This is a genomic window from Candidatus Acidiferrales bacterium, assembly GCA_035515795.1.
Classification (GTDB): domain Bacteria; phylum Bacteroidota; class Ignavibacteria; order Kryptoniales; family JAKASW01; genus JAKASW01.
In genome coordinates this window covers 118,629-138,701 of record DATJAY010000035.1, presented here as the reverse complement: position 1 = coordinate 138,701, position 20,073 = coordinate 118,629, and the positions used below count along the sequence as shown (strand labels likewise).

Sequence of the window (20,073 nt, the reverse complement as noted above, 5' to 3'; positions counted from 1 at the left end):
ACCTCTGAAGTTGGAACTTGAAGTTTGAGATTCGTTTGAACCTCGGTGTTTGGATCCTGGAACTTATTTCATGAACGAAGACAAGGACTTGATCAACTCCGCCAGGGCCGGCGACAAGATTGCCTTTGGTAAGCTCATCAGAAAGTACGAGAAGACCATCTATAGTTTTGCTTTCAAGATCTGTCGCGATAAGGAAAAGGCAGAAGAGGCAATGCAGGAAACATTCATAAATGCTTATCGCGGATTGAAGTCGTTCTCAGGAAAGTCAAAGTTCTCGACGTGGCTGTATCGCATCGTGACGAACAATTGTCTCATGATGCACAGAAAGAAATCTCACGAGCCTTTGATCTCATTTGAAGATTCGGAACTGCTTCGGGAAACCGGCGAACTAGAAGTGCCTCACTGGGGAGAGACTCCGCATGACGCTGTCCTCAACAACGAACTGAAGGAAATTTTAGACAAAGCAATTCAGAAACTTCCGCTCGAATACCGCATCGTATTTGTGATGAGAGACGTTGATGGACTCTCGACTGAAGAAGTTGGAAACACGTTGAAATTATCGGTCCCGGCAATAAAATCGCGGCTCCACCGGGCGCGATTGTTTTTGAGAAATGAACTCAATCCGTATTTGACGAAATGAAGTTGACAGATCACAAAAAATATTTGCTCGAGATGTGCGAGAAGGTAGACCGCGACCTTGAGTCTCCAACCTGCAGAAAACTCCGTGAGCATCTTGAGAAATGTCCGGATTGTGCCGCTTATTATGATTCTCTCAAGAAGACGATTTTGCTCTACAGAAGCTATGATGTCCATTATGAGGGGTCTTGTTGCGAAAAGGTTTTGGCACGCCTCGAATTGGAGCAACCGATAAAGATTACCCTTCCGAAGAAATCACGCTCGAAGAGACCCCGGCGCTCTTAGCGATGCCTGTCCTGTAAACAGAAATTCCAGAAACTTCCTCTCCCTTCCTGCATCATACCTATGACAACAAAGGAGAAGAAGATGACAAAGAATATTGGAACACCCGACAAATGGATCAGAATAATCATCGGGTTGTTTCTGCTTAGCCTGATTTTCTGGGGACCGGAAACTTTGTGGGGGTTGATTGGAATAATTCCGATCGTCACGGTCTTCATCAATTTCTGTCCGATCTACGGCATTCTCAGAATTTCGACGAGAAAGCCCGCACAAAAAACGGTATGAGCTAGAGTCTTATTAATCCGGAAATCATCTCATCGATAGAAACTTTCATTGAGGAGTGAGATGTTTTTAAATCAACAATCCCAAGAAGAAATCAGGAAACGATTTGCGGATCTCGTGAATCCGGTGAAGATCGTAAACTTTACTCAGTCGCTTCAATATGAATACTGCAAGGAGACGAAGCAAATACTCGAGGAACTTGCAGCCCTTTCCGGTAAGATTACACTCGAAGTTTACAGCTTCGTCACCGACAAAGACAAAGTGGAACAGTACGGCATCAAGAATTCTCCCGCAACAGTCACTGCAGCTCCGGACAAAGATTACGGGATTAGGTACCACGGTATCCCTTCAGGGTATGAGTTTGCATCCATACTTGAAGACATGGAGATGGTTTCGACCGGTAATCATGAATTGAGCGACGACACGATCGCGAAACTGAAAACGATCAATGAGCCTGTGCACATTCAGGTGTTCGTGACCCCAACTTGCCCATACTGTCCAAGTGCTGTTATTACGGGGCACCGCTTTGCTTACGTCAGCGACATGATAAAATCTGACATGATTGAGGCGGAGGAGTCTCCGGAGCTGTCGATGAAATACGACGTCCAGGGCGTACCGCGCGTCGTGGTAAACGGGACTCACCACTTCAAAGGAGCGGTACCCGAAGAGGTCTACGCCGATGAGGTGGTGAGAGCAGTGACCGAGAAACAAGGTGGCATTCCAAGCCGATCGCCTCTTGAAGGAAAAACAAATTTTGTCCCGCTGATCTGAAAGCGTTTCAATCAGGATTTCCTGAGGACTATCTCTCGGTCAGCTTTTTTTAATATCATATCTATGAAAGACATTAGCTGCTGGTATTTGTCCACACTCATAAGGGTGTCGGGTAGGTCTACAGTGAGAGAGATGTCTACCCCGTTGGAAGTTGTGTGAACCTCAGTCGTAGCTGTTAGGCTTGCCACCCCTTCCAGGATTCCTCCGGTTAAGTGGTCGTTCAAGCGATAACCTTGCGGAAAGTTGACGTTCCATTCCAGCTTAAGCTGAAGTGGAACGGCAAAATAGATGTGGTTGCGTCGTTTAGTGGTAAAAAGTTTTTCTCTGAAGCTGCTAAGTATAACATTGCCCAGCTTGATAACCATAAATGAATCTATCTTTTGAATATTGTTCTTCGGAACTCCGACGACTGTCTCTTTAAAATCTCTCTCGTTAAGGAAATCGTTTACCGAGACCGAATCGACTTTCGAAAAGTAACTCTCGGATAATTGACTCCGTATTTTGCTTCCTGCTTCGCCTCGTTCATCCTCGTAATACTTCTTTCTTAATTCACCTGCCGGCCTTCCATTGAAGTCCATTGTTAAGGAGTCGAGTGTGACCTCCCCTTTCAGAATGCTGATATTGTGTTTTTCGAATGAGATATTCGATTTCTCGGATGACTGATCCGTAAGTGTTTGCTGATAACAGGTGTCACCGTCTAAGACAACCGCTTTAATACCTTCGATAGACCATGGCGTCTCATAATCCGACGACACACTTCGATTGAAATCATAAACTTTTTCTTCATTGCTCAAGGACACGAGGACAGCTAATCTGTCAAACCAAAGGAGTGACGGCACACTCTCCTCATAGGGACCATCTATGTTGTCGCGCACCCAAACTAATTTCCCATTGATGCCCCATCTCTTCAAAATCTTGTACATTATGTAGGAAAGGTCGGAAGCATCTCCCTTTCTTGATTTGAATAAGTCATCAATGTCACCGCTGCGCGGATACAGCGAGTTGAAGGGTTCCAACAAAAAATACTTGCGGAGACGAGCATAGAGACTATCGACGATATTAGACTGCACGGCCGAATTTGAACGATCACTCGGAAGGCTAAGTGATTCCATTTCGTCATCGCTGATTTTGCCCTTGTCTATGTATTCGTCGTAAAATTTCTTTGCGAGATGATCCCAAACGTGCAGGGAATCCTGGACATCGCTTTCGGGGACAAAGGTAGTAAGGAGAGATGTAGCCTCGAAAGAATAGGCGTACGGTTCTTCCGGTATTCCATTAAGATTCTTAATGGTCCAAAAATATGTCTTTCCGGAACCGTAGAATACGCTGAGTTGCTGAATCGCAGGATCGCCGACCTTGTCTGGCGGGAAACTGAATACCTTTGTTTTGTCCTTGTAAGGTAGAGTTATGTAAAGATTCGAAAATAATGCAAAATCTTGGTCATTGTAGAAATACAGTCCGCCGTAAGAATGGAGAGCGATATCTGAATAGCCGTATTCATATTGGATAACATCTCCCGCGGAAACATTTGGTATCTTGAAAATTACTTTTCTTATCAACGGAACATTGTTGGCAGTGGCCAGTTCCACGATGTTCTGTACGTCCTCCTCCGGCATTACTTGGACCGTGCCGTCGGGTTTCATCACCCTGGCTCTAGCGTAATATGCGTTGTGATACTCCGGCTCCAATCTCTCCAGATAAGTAAACTCCACGTTTGCGTATCGTTTCACCCCGACTTCATCCAGCAGTTTCACGATCATCACCTTCTGGAAGTCCGTGGTCGGGACATTGACCGACGTTCCTCCATAAAAAAGGTCTTGGTATTTGACCGTGATGCTGTGTTCCTTCAAAATAATCACTGCATCCATGGTAGGGGCAGTAATGCCGTTTGCGAACTCCGGCTTAGGTAAATCGCGAACAAAATCCTGCGCGGCAGCTGAGTCGAAACAAAAAGCCACTAGGAACAAAACACACGTCTTTTTCAAGGTTAGCTCCCTGCTTTAAGTCTTATCGTTTTATTGAATGCATCGGATATTCGGTGGAAATCCTCCATGAATTTTGACCGATCAACTTTTTGGAGCGGGCCGGGATTTATTTCATATTGATAGTGTACGGCCTGATGGCAACCCTTCGACGAGTCCGCATCGACACATGGTCCGCCCGTAGCTTTTAAGTCGAGTTGAATTCCGACCCTATCGTAGTATGGGAAATAAAAAATTGCAGTCGTATCAATGCCCGCCAACTCACTCGGAAAAAGTTGCGGGAGGATGCTGTGCAGACTTGTATAAGTTGACGTGCCTATCTTCGTCACTGAATTCGGTATCTCAAGGGTTACATCGATATCGAAGACATCAGGCTCGGTTTTCCAGGCAACCTCTTTGATGTTTGCGGAATTATTCAGTGTCTCCCTTAGCCAGTCGATCACCACTTCGTGCATTCTGGCCTCGTTGAGTTGCGAATGCGCAAAGAAAAAATCAACCGCATACTGATCTCTTAGCTGTACGGATAGTTTGCCTTTGAATCCGTCCTCAATATTTGAAAGATCCCCATTGATGGAGACTAAACTCTCGTCGGATTCATTGATCTTCAATATCCTCGAATTCCCTTTTTCAAGAACCAGGGCGCTTTGGTTTATCAGGTCCCTCGACACGATTCCCGGAATACCCTCCGCATCCGTACCATCATACCAGCGATCAATGCCATTATCGTTAAAATGTACAATCACGTGATTGAATTGGCTCACAGGCATATCCGGATAAAATTGATATCCTCTTCCGCGAAAACAAAGCACCAGGTTCGGGTCAATCCCGACACTTTTTGCCAGCGCATAGATGAGACACGAGTAGTCCTTGCAGTCGCCGAATTTACGTTCGAGGATATCCGAGCAATTGTGGGGGATGAACTCTTCTCCCTTGTTCATGTAGACTTGCTCGTAACGAACATTTTTCTGGCAGTAGTTGAATATCGCATCCATCTTCAGTCTGTCATCGGTCAGACCTTTCGTGATCTCTTGAGCTGTCTCCAGGACCTTCTGGTCATACTTTATTCTGTCCGAAATCAGGCTCAGGTACCAATCTCCAAACGCTTTCCACGATAAACCGTCCTTCATTGATGAACTATCATAAACGGTGCCGATTATTTCAGGAGCATTATTCTTTTGCGATAATGGAGGAACATTTTCATTGGGAACATATCTGTCCCACTCGAACGTGTAATCCCTTCCTCCACGAGTCTCGCTGATCTTTGGTTTGATCGTGTCGTTCGCGATGCTGTAAAGAAACACGAGGTTATTGGGGACTTCTATTGAACACTTTACATTTTCCGCCTTGCCCACCTCATCCAGCGGGAAATCGATTCCGAGAGCGGGGAATTCGTTCACATGCTCGTCTACTTCCTCGATCACATCTCCGCTTTCAACGGGATCCGTGATCCGAAATACGCTCACCGTACTCCCCGTCAAAATATACTTGTTGCTCGTATTCCACGTCACTAGATCTCGGCTACCGAGGTTGATCGTGGTTCCGTCCGGCTTAATTATTCTGCCGTCAAAATTCTCCAACTTGTATATCGGTGCGTCAATTGTTTCGAGTATATCCGGTACCGAATTAATATTCTCTCCTGCCCGTATCAGCTTGTGTGAAATTACATGGAGCTCTCCGTTTTCCGAAAACCGGAGAATCCGTCGGAAGTATATGATGGAAGTCTCTTTTTTCCCGCTGAACTGCAGTTTGGATATCTCTTCCATCTTGAGAAAAGGACTGCCGCAACCTGCGATTAGAAATGAAATCAAGATTAAGGGAAGGACTTTGTTCCTGGGAATTGCCCGACTGACACCTGTTGGATTATTCTGCATCTCCACAGCCTCCATGATTTTGTCAAATCGTGAAAATTTACATTAGCGGAATGTAAGATGCAACATGCCTGCCGAGTCTTCCCGCATTCATCACAGCGAGATCGCTTGTTTCAAATGCGGATTTTGAAAACCTTGTCGGCTATTATTATGCGTTGTGAGAACAGGACGAGTTCTCTGTATTCATTCTCCGCAAACCGTCGCGAGAATTGTCCTCTCTCGAGGCTTGATATCCAGCTCGATTAGGAAAACCTGCTGCCATGTTCCCGCCACGAGATTGCCGTCACTAATCGGGAGAGTCAAGCTCGGTCCGAGGAGCGCCGCCTGCAGGTGTGAATGCCCGTTGCCGTCGTGCCAGGCCTGTTCGTGTCCGTACTGTCTGCTAGGAGGAATCAGTCGGTCAAGAAGTTTCGGCAAATCGTGTTCTAGACCTGGCTCAAATTCTATCGTACTTATTGCGGCAGTACTTCCGACGACGGAGACATTGACCATCCCCGTTGTGATTTTCGATTCCGAAACGATCCGTCGGATATCTTCCGTAAGGTCATGCATCTCGCCGTGAATTCTAGTAGGTACTTTGATTTCGCTCTGAAAAATCATAAATCAAAAATACTCTTCTTCCTTATCGAACTTCGGGAGCGCCCGATCTTTGCTCGATACGATCGGATTATCCACTTTCCAATCGATGCCCAGATGAGTGTCGTTGAAAACTATTCCGCGCTCGTCTTCTCTCGAGTATAATTCATCGACTTTATAGATGACTTCCGCTTCGTCGGAGATCGTCGAAAATCCGTGCGCAAAGCCGGCCGGTATATAAAGCATTCTTTTGTTCGAAGCCGAGAGTTTCACCCCGAGCCATTTACCGAATGTCTTCGATCTTTTCCTGAGATCGACAGCGACATCATATATCTCTCCGCGGATACACCTCACGAGTTTCGACTGTGCGTGAGGCTTTATCTGAAAATGCAGCCCGCGGATTACATTTTTAATTGACAACGAGTGATTATCCTGGATGAACTCCTTTTTGATTCCCACCTTCTCAAACTCGTCGGCCCGGTAGGTCTCCATAAAGAACCCTCGCTCATCGCTGTGAGTTAAGGGCTCGATCAAAATTAGACCCGGAATTTCTTTGACAAGGACAAAATTAAATGAAGACATTTTGTTATAATTCTCAATTCTGAAAGTTAAATGTTGACTTGACTCGCATGGAGGTGTACCACCTTATCGTCGTATCCGCGGATAAAGTAAGAATTCTTGCTTTCGAATTCGAAAATGGAAGTTGGGATCAGCGCTCAGTCTTTCATGTTTATGAATTGGAGCGGTATTCCCAGGTTCTGCCCTCTAAGCATTTTTATTACTTCCTGCAGATCGTCTATTTTTTTCCCGGTGACGCGCACCTGCTCGTCTTGAATAGCCGCCTGAACCTTCAGCTTCTGATCTTTTATCAACCTTACAATTTTCTTCGCAATTTCCGTTTCAATACCTTCTTGAATGTTTATTTCGCGCTTGACATGTCCCTGGGAAGTCGGTTCGATCGCCTTGGGCTTGAGCGCTTTTGTATCGACTTTACGCCTTATCATGTGCGTCATGAGCATATCCATCACCGCGTCCATTCTCATCTCATGTTCCGCGACAACGTGGATCACCTTCTCTTTCTTGTCGAGATTCACTTCGGCGGGCGAGCCGCGGAAATCATACCGTGTCGCGATTTCTTTCTTCGTGTTGTTGATCGCATTATCGACTTCCTGCAGATCTACTCGGTTCACTATATCAAATGATGGCATGGAACCTCCCTCCCGTCCTTAGCGGTAATATGTTACCGGATTGCAGATACATTCTCCTCCAGCTTGGCAAGCGTTACTTTCATCGATTCGATTTTCAATTTCTCTTTTTCAATAACCTGAGCGGGAGCGCGCTTTATGAACTGCTCGTTGCTCAATTTTGCCTCGATTCCGGCAATTACTCCTTTCACCCGGTCAATTTCTTTCTCAAGCCTGCTCCGCTCGGCATCGACATTTACCAAACCCTCCAATGAAATGAAAATTTCAGTTCCTCGAATGACCGCACTTTTCGATGTCTCGGGCTTGCGCAGGTCAAATCCGATGCTGAACGACTCGGCCTTTGCAAGACATCTGATATGCGATTCGTTCGAGGACAATGTCTTAAGTATATTCTCATCTTTCGGTTTCACGACGATATCGACAAGAACATTCGGCGGGACACTCGCCTCCTTCCTCATTGCCCTGATTGAACTAATAACTTCCTGGATCAGCTCCATTTCCGCTTCAATTTTCTCATTGACAAACCGAATTTCTGCCTCAGGGAATTCAGCAACGGTGATGCTTTCGCTGCCATGTCCTTCTTTAATGAGTCCGTAAAGCTCCTCGGTAATAAAGGGCATGAAGGGATGAAGCAACTTGATGGCAGATTCAAAAATCGAGATTGCATTCGCAAGAATTATCGCGCGGGTCATCTCATTAGATACTTGATTGAGTCTCTCCTTGACCATCTCGACGTACCAATCGCAGTAATCATGCCAGACGAAATCATAAATGATTTTCGCTGCGTCGTTGATGCGGAAATGATCCAGGGATATGTTCAAATCCCGTATCGTCCGATGCAGCCTGCTTACGATCCACTTATCGGCGAAATCGAAAATCGAATTGTCCGGCGCCGCCGACACTTCAATCTTATCCTGATTCATCATTAAGAACCGACCGGCGTTCCAGATCTTGTTCGCAAAATTTCTGCCCATCTCGCATTTGCTGCCTTCAAACAAGACATCCTGCCCTAGCGGGGCAAGGTAAAGTATCGTGAACCTCAGCGCGTCGGCACCGTAATCTCTGATGACATCGAGCGGATCAGGAGAATTGCCGAGCGACTTGGACATTTTTCTTCCCTGCATATCGCGGATGACGCTCGTGAAGTAAACATCCCTGAACGGCACGTCTCCACGAAACTCGATTCCCGCTATGATCATCCTTGCAACCCAGAAGAAAATTATGTCGGGCGCGGTGACAAGCGTATCTGTCGGGTAGAAATATTTTAAGTCGGGTGTTTCTTCAGGCCAGCCAAACAAAGAAAACGGCCACAGCCAGGAAGAAAACCACGTGTCCAGGACGTCTTCGTCCTGATGATAAGACTCCCCGCCGCACCTGGAACATGGAGATGCAGGTGCATTCGTGCTCACGACCTGCTCGCCGCATTTGCTGCAGTACCACACCGGAATCCTGTGGCCCCACCACAGCTGCCGGCTGATGCACCAGTCACGGATATTTTCCAGCCAGTTCTCATAAGTTTTTACCCAACGTTCAGGATAGAAATGAATTTTCCCGTCGCGCACCGCTTTCAGCGCGGGCTCGGCAAGCGGTTTCATCTTAACGAACCACTGATCCGAAAGATACGGCTCGATGACCGTGTGGCAGCGATAGCATTCGCCGACACTCAATTTGTAGTCGGTGATCTTATCTACCAATTGTAAAGCTTCTAAATCTTCGATGATGAGCTTCCGCGCCTTAAACCTGTCGAGACCGCGGTATTTCTCCGGCGCATTCTCGTTTACCTTTCCCGAAATATCGAGAACCGCAATTTTTTCCAGACCGTGTCGGCCGGCTACCATGAAATCATTGGGATCGTGAGCAGGAGTAATTTTCACCGCACCGGTTCCGAATTCCTTGTCGACATAATCATCGGCAATTATTTTCATTTTTCTTCCGACCAGCGGAAGCACCAGTTTTTTCCCGATGAGATTCTTGAAACGTTCATCGGATGGATTCACGGCGACCGCAACATCGCCGAGCATCGTCTCGGGTCTCGTGGTTGCCACCGTGAGATGACCGGAACCGTCTTCAAAAGGATACTTTATGTAATAGAGTTTGCCGTTTTTCTCCTGATACTCAACTTCGTCGTCGCTTATCGCCGTGTGGTCTTTCGGACACCAGTTGACAATATATTTCCCGCGGTAAATTAAACCCTTCTGGTACAGCCTTACGAAGACTTCCCCTACTGCCTGCGACAATCCATCATCCATCGTAAACCGCTCGCGAGACCAATCGCACGAGACGCCAAGCTTTTTCAGCTGCTTGATTATTTTACCGCCATACTGCTCACGCCATTTCCATACAAGGTCAATAAATTTTTCCCTGCCGAGCGAATGTCTGTCTTTTCCTTCTTTTGCCAGGCTTTTCTCCACGACGTTCTGTGTGGCGATTCCGGCGTGGTCGGTACCCGGAACCCAGCACGCCTCGAAACCTTTCATCCTCTTCCATCTGACGAAAACATCCTGGATGGAATTATTCAGGACATGCCCCATCGTCAAAATTCCGGTAATGTTTGGCGGAGGAATAACGACGGTATAAGGCTTCTTCTGTTTGTTTACATGCGCTTCGAATAATTTCTTATCGAGCCAACTCTTGTACCACCTGTCTTCAATTTCGGACGGCGAATATGTTTTAGGTATTTCTCGATCCATTAGAAAATTTTCTGGGTAATTTCAGAGATTGTTTTGATCCCCTCGGTAGATAAAGTCTAGCTCGGTCATCTCTCTAACGCGATACCGAGTGCTGTCGTTACCTTCAATAAGTCGTTGTTGCTTTTGTTGAGCCTGTCGCTCAACGCCCATGCAATATTAAAGAAAATCCTATATCCAATCTCATAATCCGTTTCTGAAAGTCTCACTAGATCTGCCAGTTCGATAATGGCAAACCTGCACGGTGAGATTGTGCGCACCGTCGCGTTGCGCGCACTGTTTTTCTCAAAGAGAGACATCTCCCCGAAAAAAGGGAAATTCTTCGATGTAAGTCGCATCAGTGATTTGTCTAAAGGATCAAGTGACGCGGCGCCTGAACGAAAGACCAACGATTTGCTAACTTCAACTTCGCCGCCCAACAGGATACAAAGGCAGCTTCCGCTTTCGCCTTCTTTCATGATCAGTTGATCTGCCGGAAAATTTTGCACCTTAACGAGAGCCGCAAGCTTCGCAATTTTTTCTTCCGGGATTCCCGCGAAAATTGCCGTGCGGCTGAGATCGATATCGAGGGCCGAGGGTTTCATCCTATTATAATCACATCTTCTTTTTCTTGAGCAATATAATCGAGAGGTGGATTCAGATTCAGACGGAGTCCGCCCTTTTCCCGAAAATCGAGACCCGCTGCTTTAAATTTTCGTTCTATAAATGAATCTATTGCCGTGTAATCGGAAGAAAGAATGTCCGTTATCTTCACGGATTCATCCTGTGATACAAATCCAATCACGATGCTATTTCGCTGGCTTTTGAAGTATTCATGAATCTCTTGGAATTTTTTTCCGACGAAGTCCGATGGCATCTTTACTCTTTTGAAGGATACACCCTTCTCTGGATCCAAGAGCGTCTGGACTGCCTGTGCGATTCCCGGCGAAGAAATATCCGATGCAAGCAGATAGCCGACGTGTTCGTCACTGATAATGACGTCGTCGACATCTGCCCTTTTCAAGTGCGAGAGATTTTCCTTGTCGATTACGTGGGCGTAGACCTTTATATCACGCTTCATAGATTTTATCGCGAGTGCAGCAGGAAGCGTTTTGTCGTCACGAGGCTCAGATGTCAGCGACATATCTGGTAAGATTATAACAGACAGCGCGTCTTTCAAATTTGCGCGCGCAAGTGTCGGTTCCTTTGTGTAGTCGCCGCTGACATACTTCAGATTTAGATTCTCATAGCTCGACAGCGTGTCTTCCATCCTGGCGGGTGGCATTTCGTTTACTAGGACCACGCCCTCCTTCTGTCTGGCAACCGCCGTCTCTGGACGCTCCGAGGAAAATCTGTTCAGAGTCTCCAGGAGGCCGTCGAGCTTCTGATTCCAGCCGCAAATTATTGTATGTCCCTTCAGCTTAATCTGTTGCAAACCCTGGCTCTCTCTTATTTTTTGTGCTACGAAGATCGACGAAATGGTCGCGGTCAATAAAGAGATGACGGAGATTCCGGACAGCATGACGAACATCCCGACGACCCGTCCGAGAACCGTCGTGGGGACAACATCTCCATAACCGACGGTTGTCATGGTAACGACTGTCCACCATACTGCATCCCATAAAGAGTGGATATTCCCGTGTTGACCTTCCGCCAGGTACACTAAGATTGATCCGCCCACCACCAGACTTGTGAGTACCCACACGAGCGGGATCAAGTTTAAATTTATTCCGCTCCTTTTCCCGAAGAGATTCATCCGGGAAGTTTTCCAAAAACGTTTCATTAAAATCTGATTCTCGAAACAACTCTTCTCTCGTTCCCGGCATTATCGCTGACGATGATTTCCACTTTCCTCTCGTCTCTCAACTTATCCGCATCGACCTGGCAAACTGCGGAATGTTTTTTAGAGTCGTACTCGCAAAAGAGCTTTTCATCTCCCACTTTCAGAAAAATGTTGTCCGTATTTACTCCGGATAATCGGTCCGATACCTTAAAATATACAAAATCTCTTTTAAAGTCCTTCGGTGCGGCCGACCTGTAAAATGGATTCTTATTTGAAAACCTAATTTTTCCGACAATTGGAGGCATCTCGTCGTGTAATAGAGCGAACACTCCCGTTCTGTAGCCGATCTTAGCCCTCAAGAAGCTTCCATCATTGCTGCATTCGATGTAACTCCAGCGTCTCCTCAAACGTCTGTAGAGTCTCAATGTCGGATCGTTCACCCTCCAGGTCAGCTCCACTTTCTTTCTGAGCATCTCATTTTCGGATTCTATTTCAAGACTATTCTGAGAAAGAAGTCTCGCGTCAATATCGATCTCCTTTGCAAAACTGTTTTCGGGAAATCGCAGCGTCAGCGACGGAGATAGGTTGAAGACTTTTTCTTTAAATGGAGATATCGACAGCCCTGCGGTTGCATCCGAGGAGCTGTTTGAAGATCGAGGAAGATTCAGAACAAATTTCCCGCTAGCAGAGGCGCCGTTTCCGTCTTCATCTTCGATGGAAATTTCGTAGGAATGAGTCCCGTTAGGGAAGTTCTCACCTATTAGCCCGCTCAGCGGGGTGTCCGGTGTAAAAACCGAAAAGGGAATAGCACGATTCACGCAAAGGATATAATATGTTTTTAGTCTCCTCGATAGACCGAGATCGACAAGGGACGCGACGTCCAGATAATCATCGGCATCGAAATGAGTCAGGTTCAACGAGATAAAATCATTGCCGTCTATCTTCAGCCGAATATATTTGGGCGGTCGCTTGAATTTTCCCCCGTATGAATCAGCACCATGGAGCACGAAATAGAACGGCTCCGACATACGAAAAATCTGTTTTGCAGAATATGAATCGCCGGACTTTTTCATGCTGCATACCTTGGCTTCGCCGGATAGGAACCCGCGGACGGCGATGTTGAAGATTCTCGGAGTTCTGTAGTCAGGAACGTCGAGCGAACCGAAGACCAGTGGATCGATGAACGCAAAATTTTTGTCGCGAACCTCAAAATGAAGGTGCGGACCGCCGACGCCGGTCGCCCCCGTATATGCTACAACCTCACCGCGATCGACCCGGATTTCATCGGGCTTAAACCTTAATTCCACACCGTATTTATGCTCCTGTCGCTGCGCCGCCCCAACCATCTCCTCGATTTTTTCCGAAAATACGGAGAGATGTCCGTACAAAGTGAATGTCGAGTCGTCATGTTTCAGTATGAGCATCTTTCCATAACCGAACGGTGAAACGGAAACTCGATAGACATATCCCGATTTAGCGGCGAAAACCTGGTAGCCGATTTTCCCGTTCGTTGAGATGTCCATCCCACCGTGAAAATGGGAAGAGCGGTAGTCTGCAAAGCCTGAATTTATTCTGTGCGAAGCATCAGTCGGGAAAAGATAAGTGTCGTTGGAAGACGACTTCGAGTTGCCGGTATTTACTCTACCAAAACAAAGAATCAGAGGAAATAAAAGTGCAAGAGAAAAATTCAGCAGAACTCTCACTTCACCGAACCTTCAAATGAGGCTCCACTATCTCCCTTTGCTGGAGAGTCCTGTGGCAATGAACCGTTGGTATCGGCCTGCGATGAGTCCGACGCGGAGGAGACGCCTGCTTCACCCATCATCTCGTTGAAGGCATGCTCACGGGATATTATTTCGGTTGCGAGCTCGAAATAGGCTTGAGCACCTTTCGAGTTTATGTTGTACAACAGCACCGGCCTCCCGTAGAACGCGGCTTCCGCAAGGGTTGAGTTTTTTGGAATAACAATCTTGAAAAGGAACTTAGAATAACGCGAACGAAGTTCCCTGCCCGTAATTTCAGAAATCTTGGTGTTCGGCTCGTACATCGTGAGAATAATTCCTTCGACATAAATTTTTGGGTTTGCGACTTCCCGGATCCACTTCATGTAGCGCATCAGTCTCATCACTGCATCGAGCGAGAAATGACTGGCGCGCATTGGAACGATGACTGAGTTGGACGCGCATAGAGCGTTGGTCGTAATTCCCCGGAGAGTCGGGGGGCAGTCTATTATCACGTAATCGTATTTTTTTTCCACATCTCGCAGTGCAATCCGCATTATTGTCCTGTTCTCACTCAGGCGGAGGAGGCGCTCTTCCATCTGGACAGTCGAAATGTTCGAAGGAATGAAATCGAGATAGGTCAATTCCGTTTTATAAATCACTCGGTTAAGGGAGTGAGTATAGTTGAAAACGTCGTACAGTCCGCTTTTGACCTGGTCGGCTGTGTAGCCGAGAGAAATTCCGCTCGCGCCGAGAGTATCGGCATCAATCAGAAGAGTCTTCTTCTCGGCCGCTGCAAGACTCGCGGCGAGATTGACTGCGGTTGTTGTTTTTCCTTCCCCCCCCTTTGGGATCGCGATGGAGATGACTCGCACAGTTATATTATCTCCACGTCAAGTGAAACGTGGCCGACTAGTTCGGCATGGAGCTTATCGCCAGCTGCGAGCTGCGCCACGCCCTCCGGGGTCCCCGTAAAAATCAAATCTCCTCGCTCAAGCGTGAACAACTGCGAAATAAAAGCAACTACCTCTTCAATTTTGAAAATGGTGTTTCTGTAACTTCCTTGCTGTCGGATCCTGTCGTTTACCGAAAGCGTTAACTCCAGAGAATTGAAATCCACGCCGTCAACGGGAGCCGCGTTAGAAATCGGCGCGGAACCATCGAAGCCTTTCGAGATAAGCCAGGGACTTCCGTCATTTCTCAGTTTGGTCTGAACGTCACGAAGAGTCAGGTCAAGCCCGATACCCATTCCCGACACAAACGATCTGGCGTTTTCCTTTCGAATATTTTTTCCTTCTCTGCCGATAAGAAAAAAAATCTCCGTCTCGTGGTGAAGGTCGTTCGTCATTAACGGAATCTTTATTTTCGCTCCGTCGTGAACGATTGCACTCGATGGTTTCATGAAAACAATCGGTATTTTGGGTACATCGGATTTCATCTCGGCGGCATGTTTTGCATAATTTTTTCCGAGACAAAAAATCTTCGGAACCAAGATATCCTCACCGGTCCTCGAAAGGTGAACAGTCTCCATGAACGAATATAAAAGGAGGTGGAGTTTTATTCAAGAAGAGGAATAATTGTGTCCGCTCCCCCTTTCAATTTCTGATCTCTTTGCGCTTCGGCGAAGTCCTAAAGACTATGTGATTGAACCTCGGGTTTGCAGGCACGTCTATTTGAAGGAATCTAATCAAATGGAGGCAACCAGATATCATGGACAACATTAATGAGATAGCTGAATTTCTACAGCCTGCAAGGACGGCACTGGTTCTTTGGGATATTCAGAAGATGCTTGTGGAGAGTATTTTCAACAGGGAAGAGTTTCTGGGAAAAGTCGAAACGCTAGCGGCATCGGCCAGAGAAAAACTTGTTCCAGTATTTCTTACCAAGATCACTCCTCTTCCCGAAAGGTTCCAGTCTCCCGGAAGCCGCTTCATGATGAGGAGACGTGCTCAGGGATTTAAGCCGGGACCGGATGCATACACGCTGGTTCTCAATCCTGAAACCGACGACATCGTGCTTAACAAAAACACCGCAAGCATTTTTGTCGGCACGAATTTCGAGCTCATGATAAGGAATGCGGGCCTCTCGACGATTTTGTTTACCGGAATATCGACGGAATTCGGAATCGAGTCGAGCGCTAGAGAAGCAAGCACCAAGGGATTCTTCCCGATCGTCATATCCGATGCAGTTTCATCGCGCAGCCAGGAAGGGCACTCTCGCTCTCTTGAAAACATGAAGAGCATTCTGCCTCTTGTTACAACAGCCGAGCTCGTATCATTCTGGAAAAAACTGCCGGCCTGATTACCTCAAGAACAGTTCACCGCGCAAGGGATCTCGTAATCAGAGAAGAATCTTTACGGTGACGAAAAATTCTCTTCCTGCACCCGGCTGGTACGAATTGCCGCCTGTGTCGGGCTCGGTGAAAGCAACATATGTCTTGTCCGTAACATTGCGCGCGTCGACCATGAGATCGCCGGTGAGACCTTCGGCACGCCAGCGGTAAACAATCCGGCCGCCTAACAACGTATATCCCGCTGCGGCTTCGGATTCGATATTGGCTCCATCGATATATGTCTTACTGAGAGTCTCCGACGTCAAGCCGATTGAAACTTCCGGAAGGATTTCATAATTCACGTCGACCATCAGTTGGTGCTGCGGAGAATTGGGCAGCCAGTTTCCATTCTCGATGAACTTGTGTATTGTCGTATCATCCATCAAGATCGGGATGGGAGAAGCGATATCGTATTTGAAGTGGGAGTATGTGTATGCCAGCCGAATCACGAGAGCTTTCGCCGGCTCACAGGTCGCGGACAACTCGAGTCCAAACCTTTTGCTCGCCCCGACATTGTTGTAGAATGTTCCCTCTTCCCCGTTTCCCCGGCCGGGAACTCTGTACCGGTTGAAATCATTCTTGGTGAGAAGGTAGAAACCGGTGACGTCGTATGTAAGCACCGGAGCGACGATTCCCCTTGCCCCAATTTCAAATGAGTTGGACGTTGCGGGGACAAGGTCTGAATTGAACCCACTGTAAGCGTTGGGGTTTCTGTCCAGCTCCTCGGTGGATGGAGGTATGAAGCCCTGTCCCCAGCTGCCGTAGAAAGTCAGGTCTCGAGTCAAAGAATAGGTCGCGCCGAGTCGTCCGGTGAAGTTGCCAAAATCAGCTTTGCCGGAATTGCTGGTAGAATCGGGGTTCAGCAGGTCGGTGAGCTCGTTGTGAATCTTATCATATCGCACGCTGCCCATGAAACTCCAATCGCTGCCAAGGTCCACCATGTCGATCAGGAAGACTCCCGTTCCCCATTGCCAGATTCGCTGCCGGCCGAGCACAGTGTCACCTTCAATGGAGTGATAGTTTGGATCGAGGTATTCATTGTTGGTTTGCCACTGCAGATCGGTTCCGATGCTGAACTCATTCCTCGACGATCCGCCAGGCAAACTGGATGTCAGAGTATACTGCAGCGATGTGCCCGGAGTCGTGAGCAGCTGATGGTCGAACACCGCGTTATTCGCTTCGATGTACTGAGAGTGTTTGACGTAGCCGTTGAATCTTATTTCCTGATTGTCTAGGAATCGATAAACCCCTGTCAACCCTTCGGTCGTCCGGTTCATTTCCATATGCTCGTTGTACGGAACCGCATCGTCGTTCGGTAGTTTCGGGTCTTGCAAGTATTGTGCAAGGCTGAGACCTTCGGGGTTTTCATGATAGGTATCGGACCATTCCAAGATCGGGGTTACCTGGAATGATGAGGTTGGAGTATACGTGGCTTTCGCGTAGATATTATTTTCCCAGAAGTGCGTGTGCACTCTATACCCGTCGCCACCCGTTCTCGAAAAGGACATGTCGTAGTTCACCTCGTTGACGTCGCCACCAAACCGGCCGAATCCCTTCCAGAAATTATTCGAGCCTCCCGTCGTGGAGACTTCTCCGAATAAGGGTGAGTTGGGAGCGTTCTGTGTCCCGATATTTATTATTCCGCCCGCAGCGCCTCCGCCGTAAAAGGACGCCGCCGGTCCCCGCAAGACTTCGATCCTAGCTACGTTATCGAAATCGACATCGAAGAGGTCCGGCGCAAAGCCTGTCGGGTCATTGATCGGCAGCCCGTCCAATAAAAATTTAATAGAACGAATGCCGGTCTCGGTAAGTATTCCCTGGCCTCTGATCGAAAGATGAACTCTTTCTCCATTTGCCTGATTGTCCACTTTCACACCCGGCACGAGTTTCAAAGCCTCGTCGATCGCGACGGCGCGTGGAAGAACACCTAACTCCTCCGAATCAACAAGACTGACCGAGAACGGAGTTGCTTTGAGAGGCAAGTCTATCCTCGGGGCTGAGACCACCACCTCATGAAGATATTCGTATTTTGTCGTGTCCGTCTTCAAAACTTGTGATTTCAAAATCTGAATGGGTATTAAAAAAATAATAGTTGATAGAACGATAGCCTTCATGTTATTGCTCCCTGTGTATGAGACTTCAAGTAGTCGTGCATTTTTGCTTTACAGAGATTTTGTTTGAGTTCCCTGAGATTTTTAACCAGCCTACAGGATCAAAATTGATCGCAAATAATTTATCGCCTGATATCGAAATTATCAAACTGTTGGGTGCTGGCTCAGTTTGAAAGTCACGAACAAAACAACGACTGTCATGCCGGCGAAAGCTGGCATCCAGAGCTAAAGACTGGTTTCCGGCTTTCGCCGAATGACCACGAGAATGAAATTGAGCCAGTACCAACTGTTGGTTCACGTGATGCGTTTTTTCGCGACGGATTAGACACAATTGGTCCCTTATCCGCGCGTATGGTCAGATATTCACCGGTTGCGCAACTAATTCCTTTTTGTAACACCTTCTTCTCTTATGCAGGCGCCTGTCAAAAAATTTCCATTGCGCCTGTACCTTGGAGTTCCCTTCCAGCTCGCGGTTCGTCTCGACTTTTTCAATCCCGTTTCTCACGAAAACTTTGTTCACTTCATTCATCAGAATTGCATTTATTCCTCTGTTCTGCATGTCAGGGCGTACGGCAGTGAGATAAAGGTCGGCATGTTTATTGTGCCTCATCGCCTTCAACATCGGAACAAACCCGAATGGGAAAAGTCTACCTTTGTTTTTTTGGAGTGCCCGCGACAAAGAAGGCATGGTAATTCCGAATGCTACAACCCTATCCTTACAATCCAGAACCACGGGCACAAAGTCCGGGATGATATAGCCGAAGTACTGGCTGACATACATATCGATTTGTTTATCCGACAATTCCACAAAACCGTACAGATCTTTGTATGCGTCATTGAGCACACAAAACACTTCCTTGGCGTACGGAAGCATATCCTTTGCTTTTTTGACTCTCAATACTCTCAGGTTATTCCTTTTCAATGCAATTTCTGCTATTCTTCTAATCTTCTCATTTATCTCCGAGTGCATTGTCACTTGATACTCGACCCAGTCCGCATCTTTTTTATAACCAGCATTCTCGATGTGCTCTGCGTAGTAAGGATAATTATAAAGCGCGCCAAGAGTGCTTACTTCATCGAAGCCTTCGACGAGTGCCCCTTCGCCGTCCATATCGGTAAACCCTAAAGGTCCATGGACGGAGGTCATTCCGTTTTCTATAGCCCAGTTCTCGATGGCATCCAGGAGGGATGATGATACTTCCTTGTCGTCGACAAAATCAAACCAGCCGAACCGTGCCGCCTTTGCCTGCCATTTTTCATTGTACTTCTTATTGATTATGCCCGCAATTCGTCCAACTATTTTCGCGTCTTTGACTGCGAGCCAATATTTTACATCGCAGAAATCAAACGCAGGATTCTTGCCTTTCTTCAACGATTTCATCTCATCGCTGCGAAGCGGAGGCACCCAATATTCATTCCCGTTATATAATGAATATTGAAACGCTATAAACTGCCTGAGTTGACGCCGGGTTTTTACTTCTTTGATTTGCATATCCACGCTCGTCCTTTTCTTCCTGACACGAAATGGTCAGTCACAATTAAAGTTAACTGAAATTCAAATCAAAATCTCCATTCAAATCACGACGCCGGCACTTTCGACGGAAATGTGAAGATCGATCACACTGTCCCTGCTGTTTCCAATTCCACTCGTACCATCACGAAGTTTTTCGGCACGATCTCGGTCGAGATCAGAACGCGGATTCTATCGCGGAATGAGGTTGGGCTTCAGGGAAACTGAACCAATCCTTTTGAATTTGATGTGGGAAGTCTGCGTCGGGTTATGTGTTTATAAATTTGGGGTAGGTGATTTTCTTGATGGGGAGAAGCTTATCTTGGTGCAACTTTATGGAAGTTTCAA

The 20,073-nt window shown here is 47.0% G+C and carries 17 protein-coding genes; 4 read left to right on the top strand and 13 right to left on the bottom strand.

Annotated elements, in window-relative coordinates; all coding sequences use genetic code 11:
* Positions 1-70: 70 nt before the first annotated feature.
* The 3 genes from VLX91_14190 (at position 71) to VLX91_14180 (ending at position 1,971) form a co-directional block, all read left to right on the top strand.
* Entirely contained in the window at positions 71-640 is a 570-nt protein-coding gene (locus tag VLX91_14190; protein ID HUI31356.1) for a sigma-70 family RNA polymerase sigma factor, read from the top strand.
* A gap of 362 nt (positions 641-1,002) precedes the next feature.
* A complete protein-coding gene (locus tag VLX91_14185; protein ID HUI31355.1) occupies positions 1,003-1,203 on the top strand; it encodes a DUF2892 domain-containing protein in 201 nt (66 codons plus the stop codon).
* Between the two features lie 60 nt (positions 1,204-1,263).
* Positions 1,264-1,971: a thioredoxin family protein gene (locus tag VLX91_14180; GenBank protein HUI31354.1), complete on the top strand. Its 708-nt coding sequence runs from the start codon at positions 1,264-1,266 to the stop codon at positions 1,969-1,971.
* A gap of 11 nt (positions 1,972-1,982) precedes the next feature.
* Here VLX91_14180 and VLX91_14175 read toward each other — a convergent pair whose 3' ends face one another.
* From VLX91_14175 to VLX91_14125, 11 genes are all read right to left on the bottom strand, one after another.
* Complete coding sequence (locus tag VLX91_14175; GenBank protein HUI31353.1) at positions 1,983-3,956, bottom strand: DUF3857 domain-containing protein; 1,974 nt, start codon at positions 3,954-3,956, stop codon at positions 1,983-1,985.
* A 2-nt stretch (positions 3,957-3,958) separates the two neighbouring features.
* Positions 3,959-5,824, bottom strand: a complete 1,866-nt coding sequence (locus tag VLX91_14170) for a transglutaminase domain-containing protein (protein HUI31352.1) — start codon at positions 5,822-5,824, stop codon at positions 3,959-3,961.
* Between the two features lie 180 nt (positions 5,825-6,004).
* Positions 6,005-6,421 carry a secondary thiamine-phosphate synthase enzyme YjbQ gene (locus tag VLX91_14165; GenBank protein HUI31351.1) on the bottom strand — a complete coding sequence of 139 codons (417 nt, stop codon included), beginning with the start codon at positions 6,419-6,421 and terminating at the stop codon, positions 6,005-6,007.
* A 3-nt stretch (positions 6,422-6,424) separates the two neighbouring features.
* Positions 6,425-6,979 (bottom strand): dTDP-4-dehydrorhamnose 3,5-epimerase, encoded by a 555-nt coding sequence (rfbC, locus tag VLX91_14160; protein ID HUI31350.1) that lies wholly within the window; start codon positions 6,977-6,979, stop codon positions 6,425-6,427.
* Positions 6,980-7,113: 134 nt separating this feature from the next.
* Complete coding sequence (locus tag VLX91_14155) at positions 7,114-7,605, bottom strand: YajQ family cyclic di-GMP-binding protein (GenBank protein HUI31349.1); 492 nt, start codon at positions 7,603-7,605, stop codon at positions 7,114-7,116.
* A 32-nt stretch (positions 7,606-7,637) separates the two neighbouring features.
* On the bottom strand, positions 7,638-10,292 hold the full coding sequence (locus VLX91_14150) for a valine--tRNA ligase (GenBank protein HUI31348.1): 2,655 nt from the start codon (positions 10,290-10,292) through the stop codon (positions 7,638-7,640).
* Positions 10,293-10,357: 65 nt separating this feature from the next.
* Positions 10,358-10,873 (bottom strand): cyclic nucleotide-binding domain-containing protein, encoded by a 516-nt coding sequence (locus VLX91_14145; GenBank protein ID HUI31347.1) that lies wholly within the window; start codon positions 10,871-10,873, stop codon positions 10,358-10,360.
* Entirely contained in the window at positions 10,870-12,051 is a 1,182-nt protein-coding gene (locus VLX91_14140; GenBank protein HUI31346.1) for an ion channel, read from the bottom strand. The genes VLX91_14145 and VLX91_14140 overlap by 4 nt, the downstream gene beginning before the upstream one ends.
* Positions 12,051-13,754 carry a M23 family metallopeptidase gene (locus VLX91_14135; GenBank protein HUI31345.1) on the bottom strand — a complete coding sequence of 568 codons (1,704 nt, stop codon included), beginning with the start codon at positions 13,752-13,754 and terminating at the stop codon, positions 12,051-12,053. Before VLX91_14135 ends, VLX91_14140 begins: the two co-directional genes overlap by 1 nt.
* Entirely contained in the window at positions 13,751-14,647 is an 897-nt protein-coding gene (locus VLX91_14130) for a ParA family protein (GenBank protein ID HUI31344.1), read from the bottom strand. Before VLX91_14130 ends, VLX91_14135 begins: the two co-directional genes overlap by 4 nt.
* A gap of 2 nt (positions 14,648-14,649) precedes the next feature.
* Complete coding sequence (locus VLX91_14125) at positions 14,650-15,303, bottom strand: fumarylacetoacetate hydrolase family protein (GenBank protein HUI31343.1); 654 nt, start codon at positions 15,301-15,303, stop codon at positions 14,650-14,652.
* A 179-nt stretch (positions 15,304-15,482) separates the two neighbouring features.
* On the opposite strand from VLX91_14125, the gene VLX91_14120 reads away from it, so the two are divergent.
* Entirely contained in the window at positions 15,483-16,073 is a 591-nt protein-coding gene (locus VLX91_14120) for an isochorismatase family cysteine hydrolase (GenBank protein HUI31342.1), read from the top strand.
* Positions 16,074-16,112: 39 nt separating this feature from the next.
* On the opposite strand, the gene VLX91_14115 is transcribed toward VLX91_14120, so the two are convergent.
* On the bottom strand, positions 16,113-18,218 hold the full coding sequence (locus VLX91_14115) for a TonB-dependent receptor (GenBank protein HUI31341.1): 2,106 nt from the start codon (positions 18,216-18,218) through the stop codon (positions 16,113-16,115).
* A gap of 352 nt (positions 18,219-18,570) precedes the next feature.
* Positions 18,571-19,707 (bottom strand): hypothetical protein, encoded by a 1,137-nt coding sequence (locus tag VLX91_14110; protein HUI31340.1) that lies wholly within the window; start codon positions 19,705-19,707, stop codon positions 18,571-18,573.
* Between the last annotated feature and the right edge of the window lie 366 nt (positions 19,708-20,073).

Bases quoted from the DNA above. Each gene is read 5' to 3' on its own strand.
- VLX91_14190 (HUI31356.1), top strand. From the start codon at position 71: ATGAACGAAGACAAGGACTTGATCAACTCCGCCAGGGCCGGCGACAAG.
- VLX91_14185 (HUI31355.1), top strand. From the start codon at position 1,003: ATGACAAAGAATATTGGAACACCCGACAAATGGATCAGAATAATCATC.
- VLX91_14180 (HUI31354.1), top strand. From the start codon at position 1,264: ATGTTTTTAAATCAACAATCCCAAGAAGAAATCAGGAAACGATTTGCG.
- VLX91_14170 (HUI31352.1), bottom strand. From the start codon at position 5,824: ATGCAGAATAATCCAACAGGTGTCAGTCGGGCAATTCCCAGGAACAAA.
- VLX91_14165 (HUI31351.1), bottom strand. From the start codon at position 6,421: ATGATTTTTCAGAGCGAAATCAAAGTACCTACTAGAATTCACGGCGAG.
- rfbC (HUI31350.1), bottom strand. From the start codon at position 6,979: ATGTCTTCATTTAATTTTGTCCTTGTCAAAGAAATTCCGGGTCTAATT.
- VLX91_14155 (HUI31349.1), bottom strand. From the start codon at position 7,605: ATGCCATCATTTGATATAGTGAACCGAGTAGATCTGCAGGAAGTCGAT.
- VLX91_14150 (HUI31348.1), bottom strand. From the start codon at position 10,292: ATGGATCGAGAAATACCTAAAACATATTCGCCGTCCGAAATTGAAGAC.
- VLX91_14145 (HUI31347.1), bottom strand. From the start codon at position 10,873: ATGAAACCCTCGGCCCTCGATATCGATCTCAGCCGCACGGCAATTTTC.
- VLX91_14140 (HUI31346.1), bottom strand. From the start codon at position 12,051: ATGAAACGTTTTTGGAAAACTTCCCGGATGAATCTCTTCGGGAAAAGG.
- VLX91_14125 (HUI31343.1), bottom strand. From the start codon at position 15,303: ATGGAGACTGTTCACCTTTCGAGGACCGGTGAGGATATCTTGGTTCCG.
- VLX91_14120 (HUI31342.1), top strand. From the start codon at position 15,483: ATGGACAACATTAATGAGATAGCTGAATTTCTACAGCCTGCAAGGACG.
- VLX91_14115 (HUI31341.1), bottom strand. From the start codon at position 18,218: ATGAAGGCTATCGTTCTATCAACTATTATTTTTTTAATACCCATTCAG.
- VLX91_14110 (HUI31340.1), bottom strand. From the start codon at position 19,707: ATGCAAATCAAAGAAGTAAAAACCCGGCGTCAACTCAGGCAGTTTATA.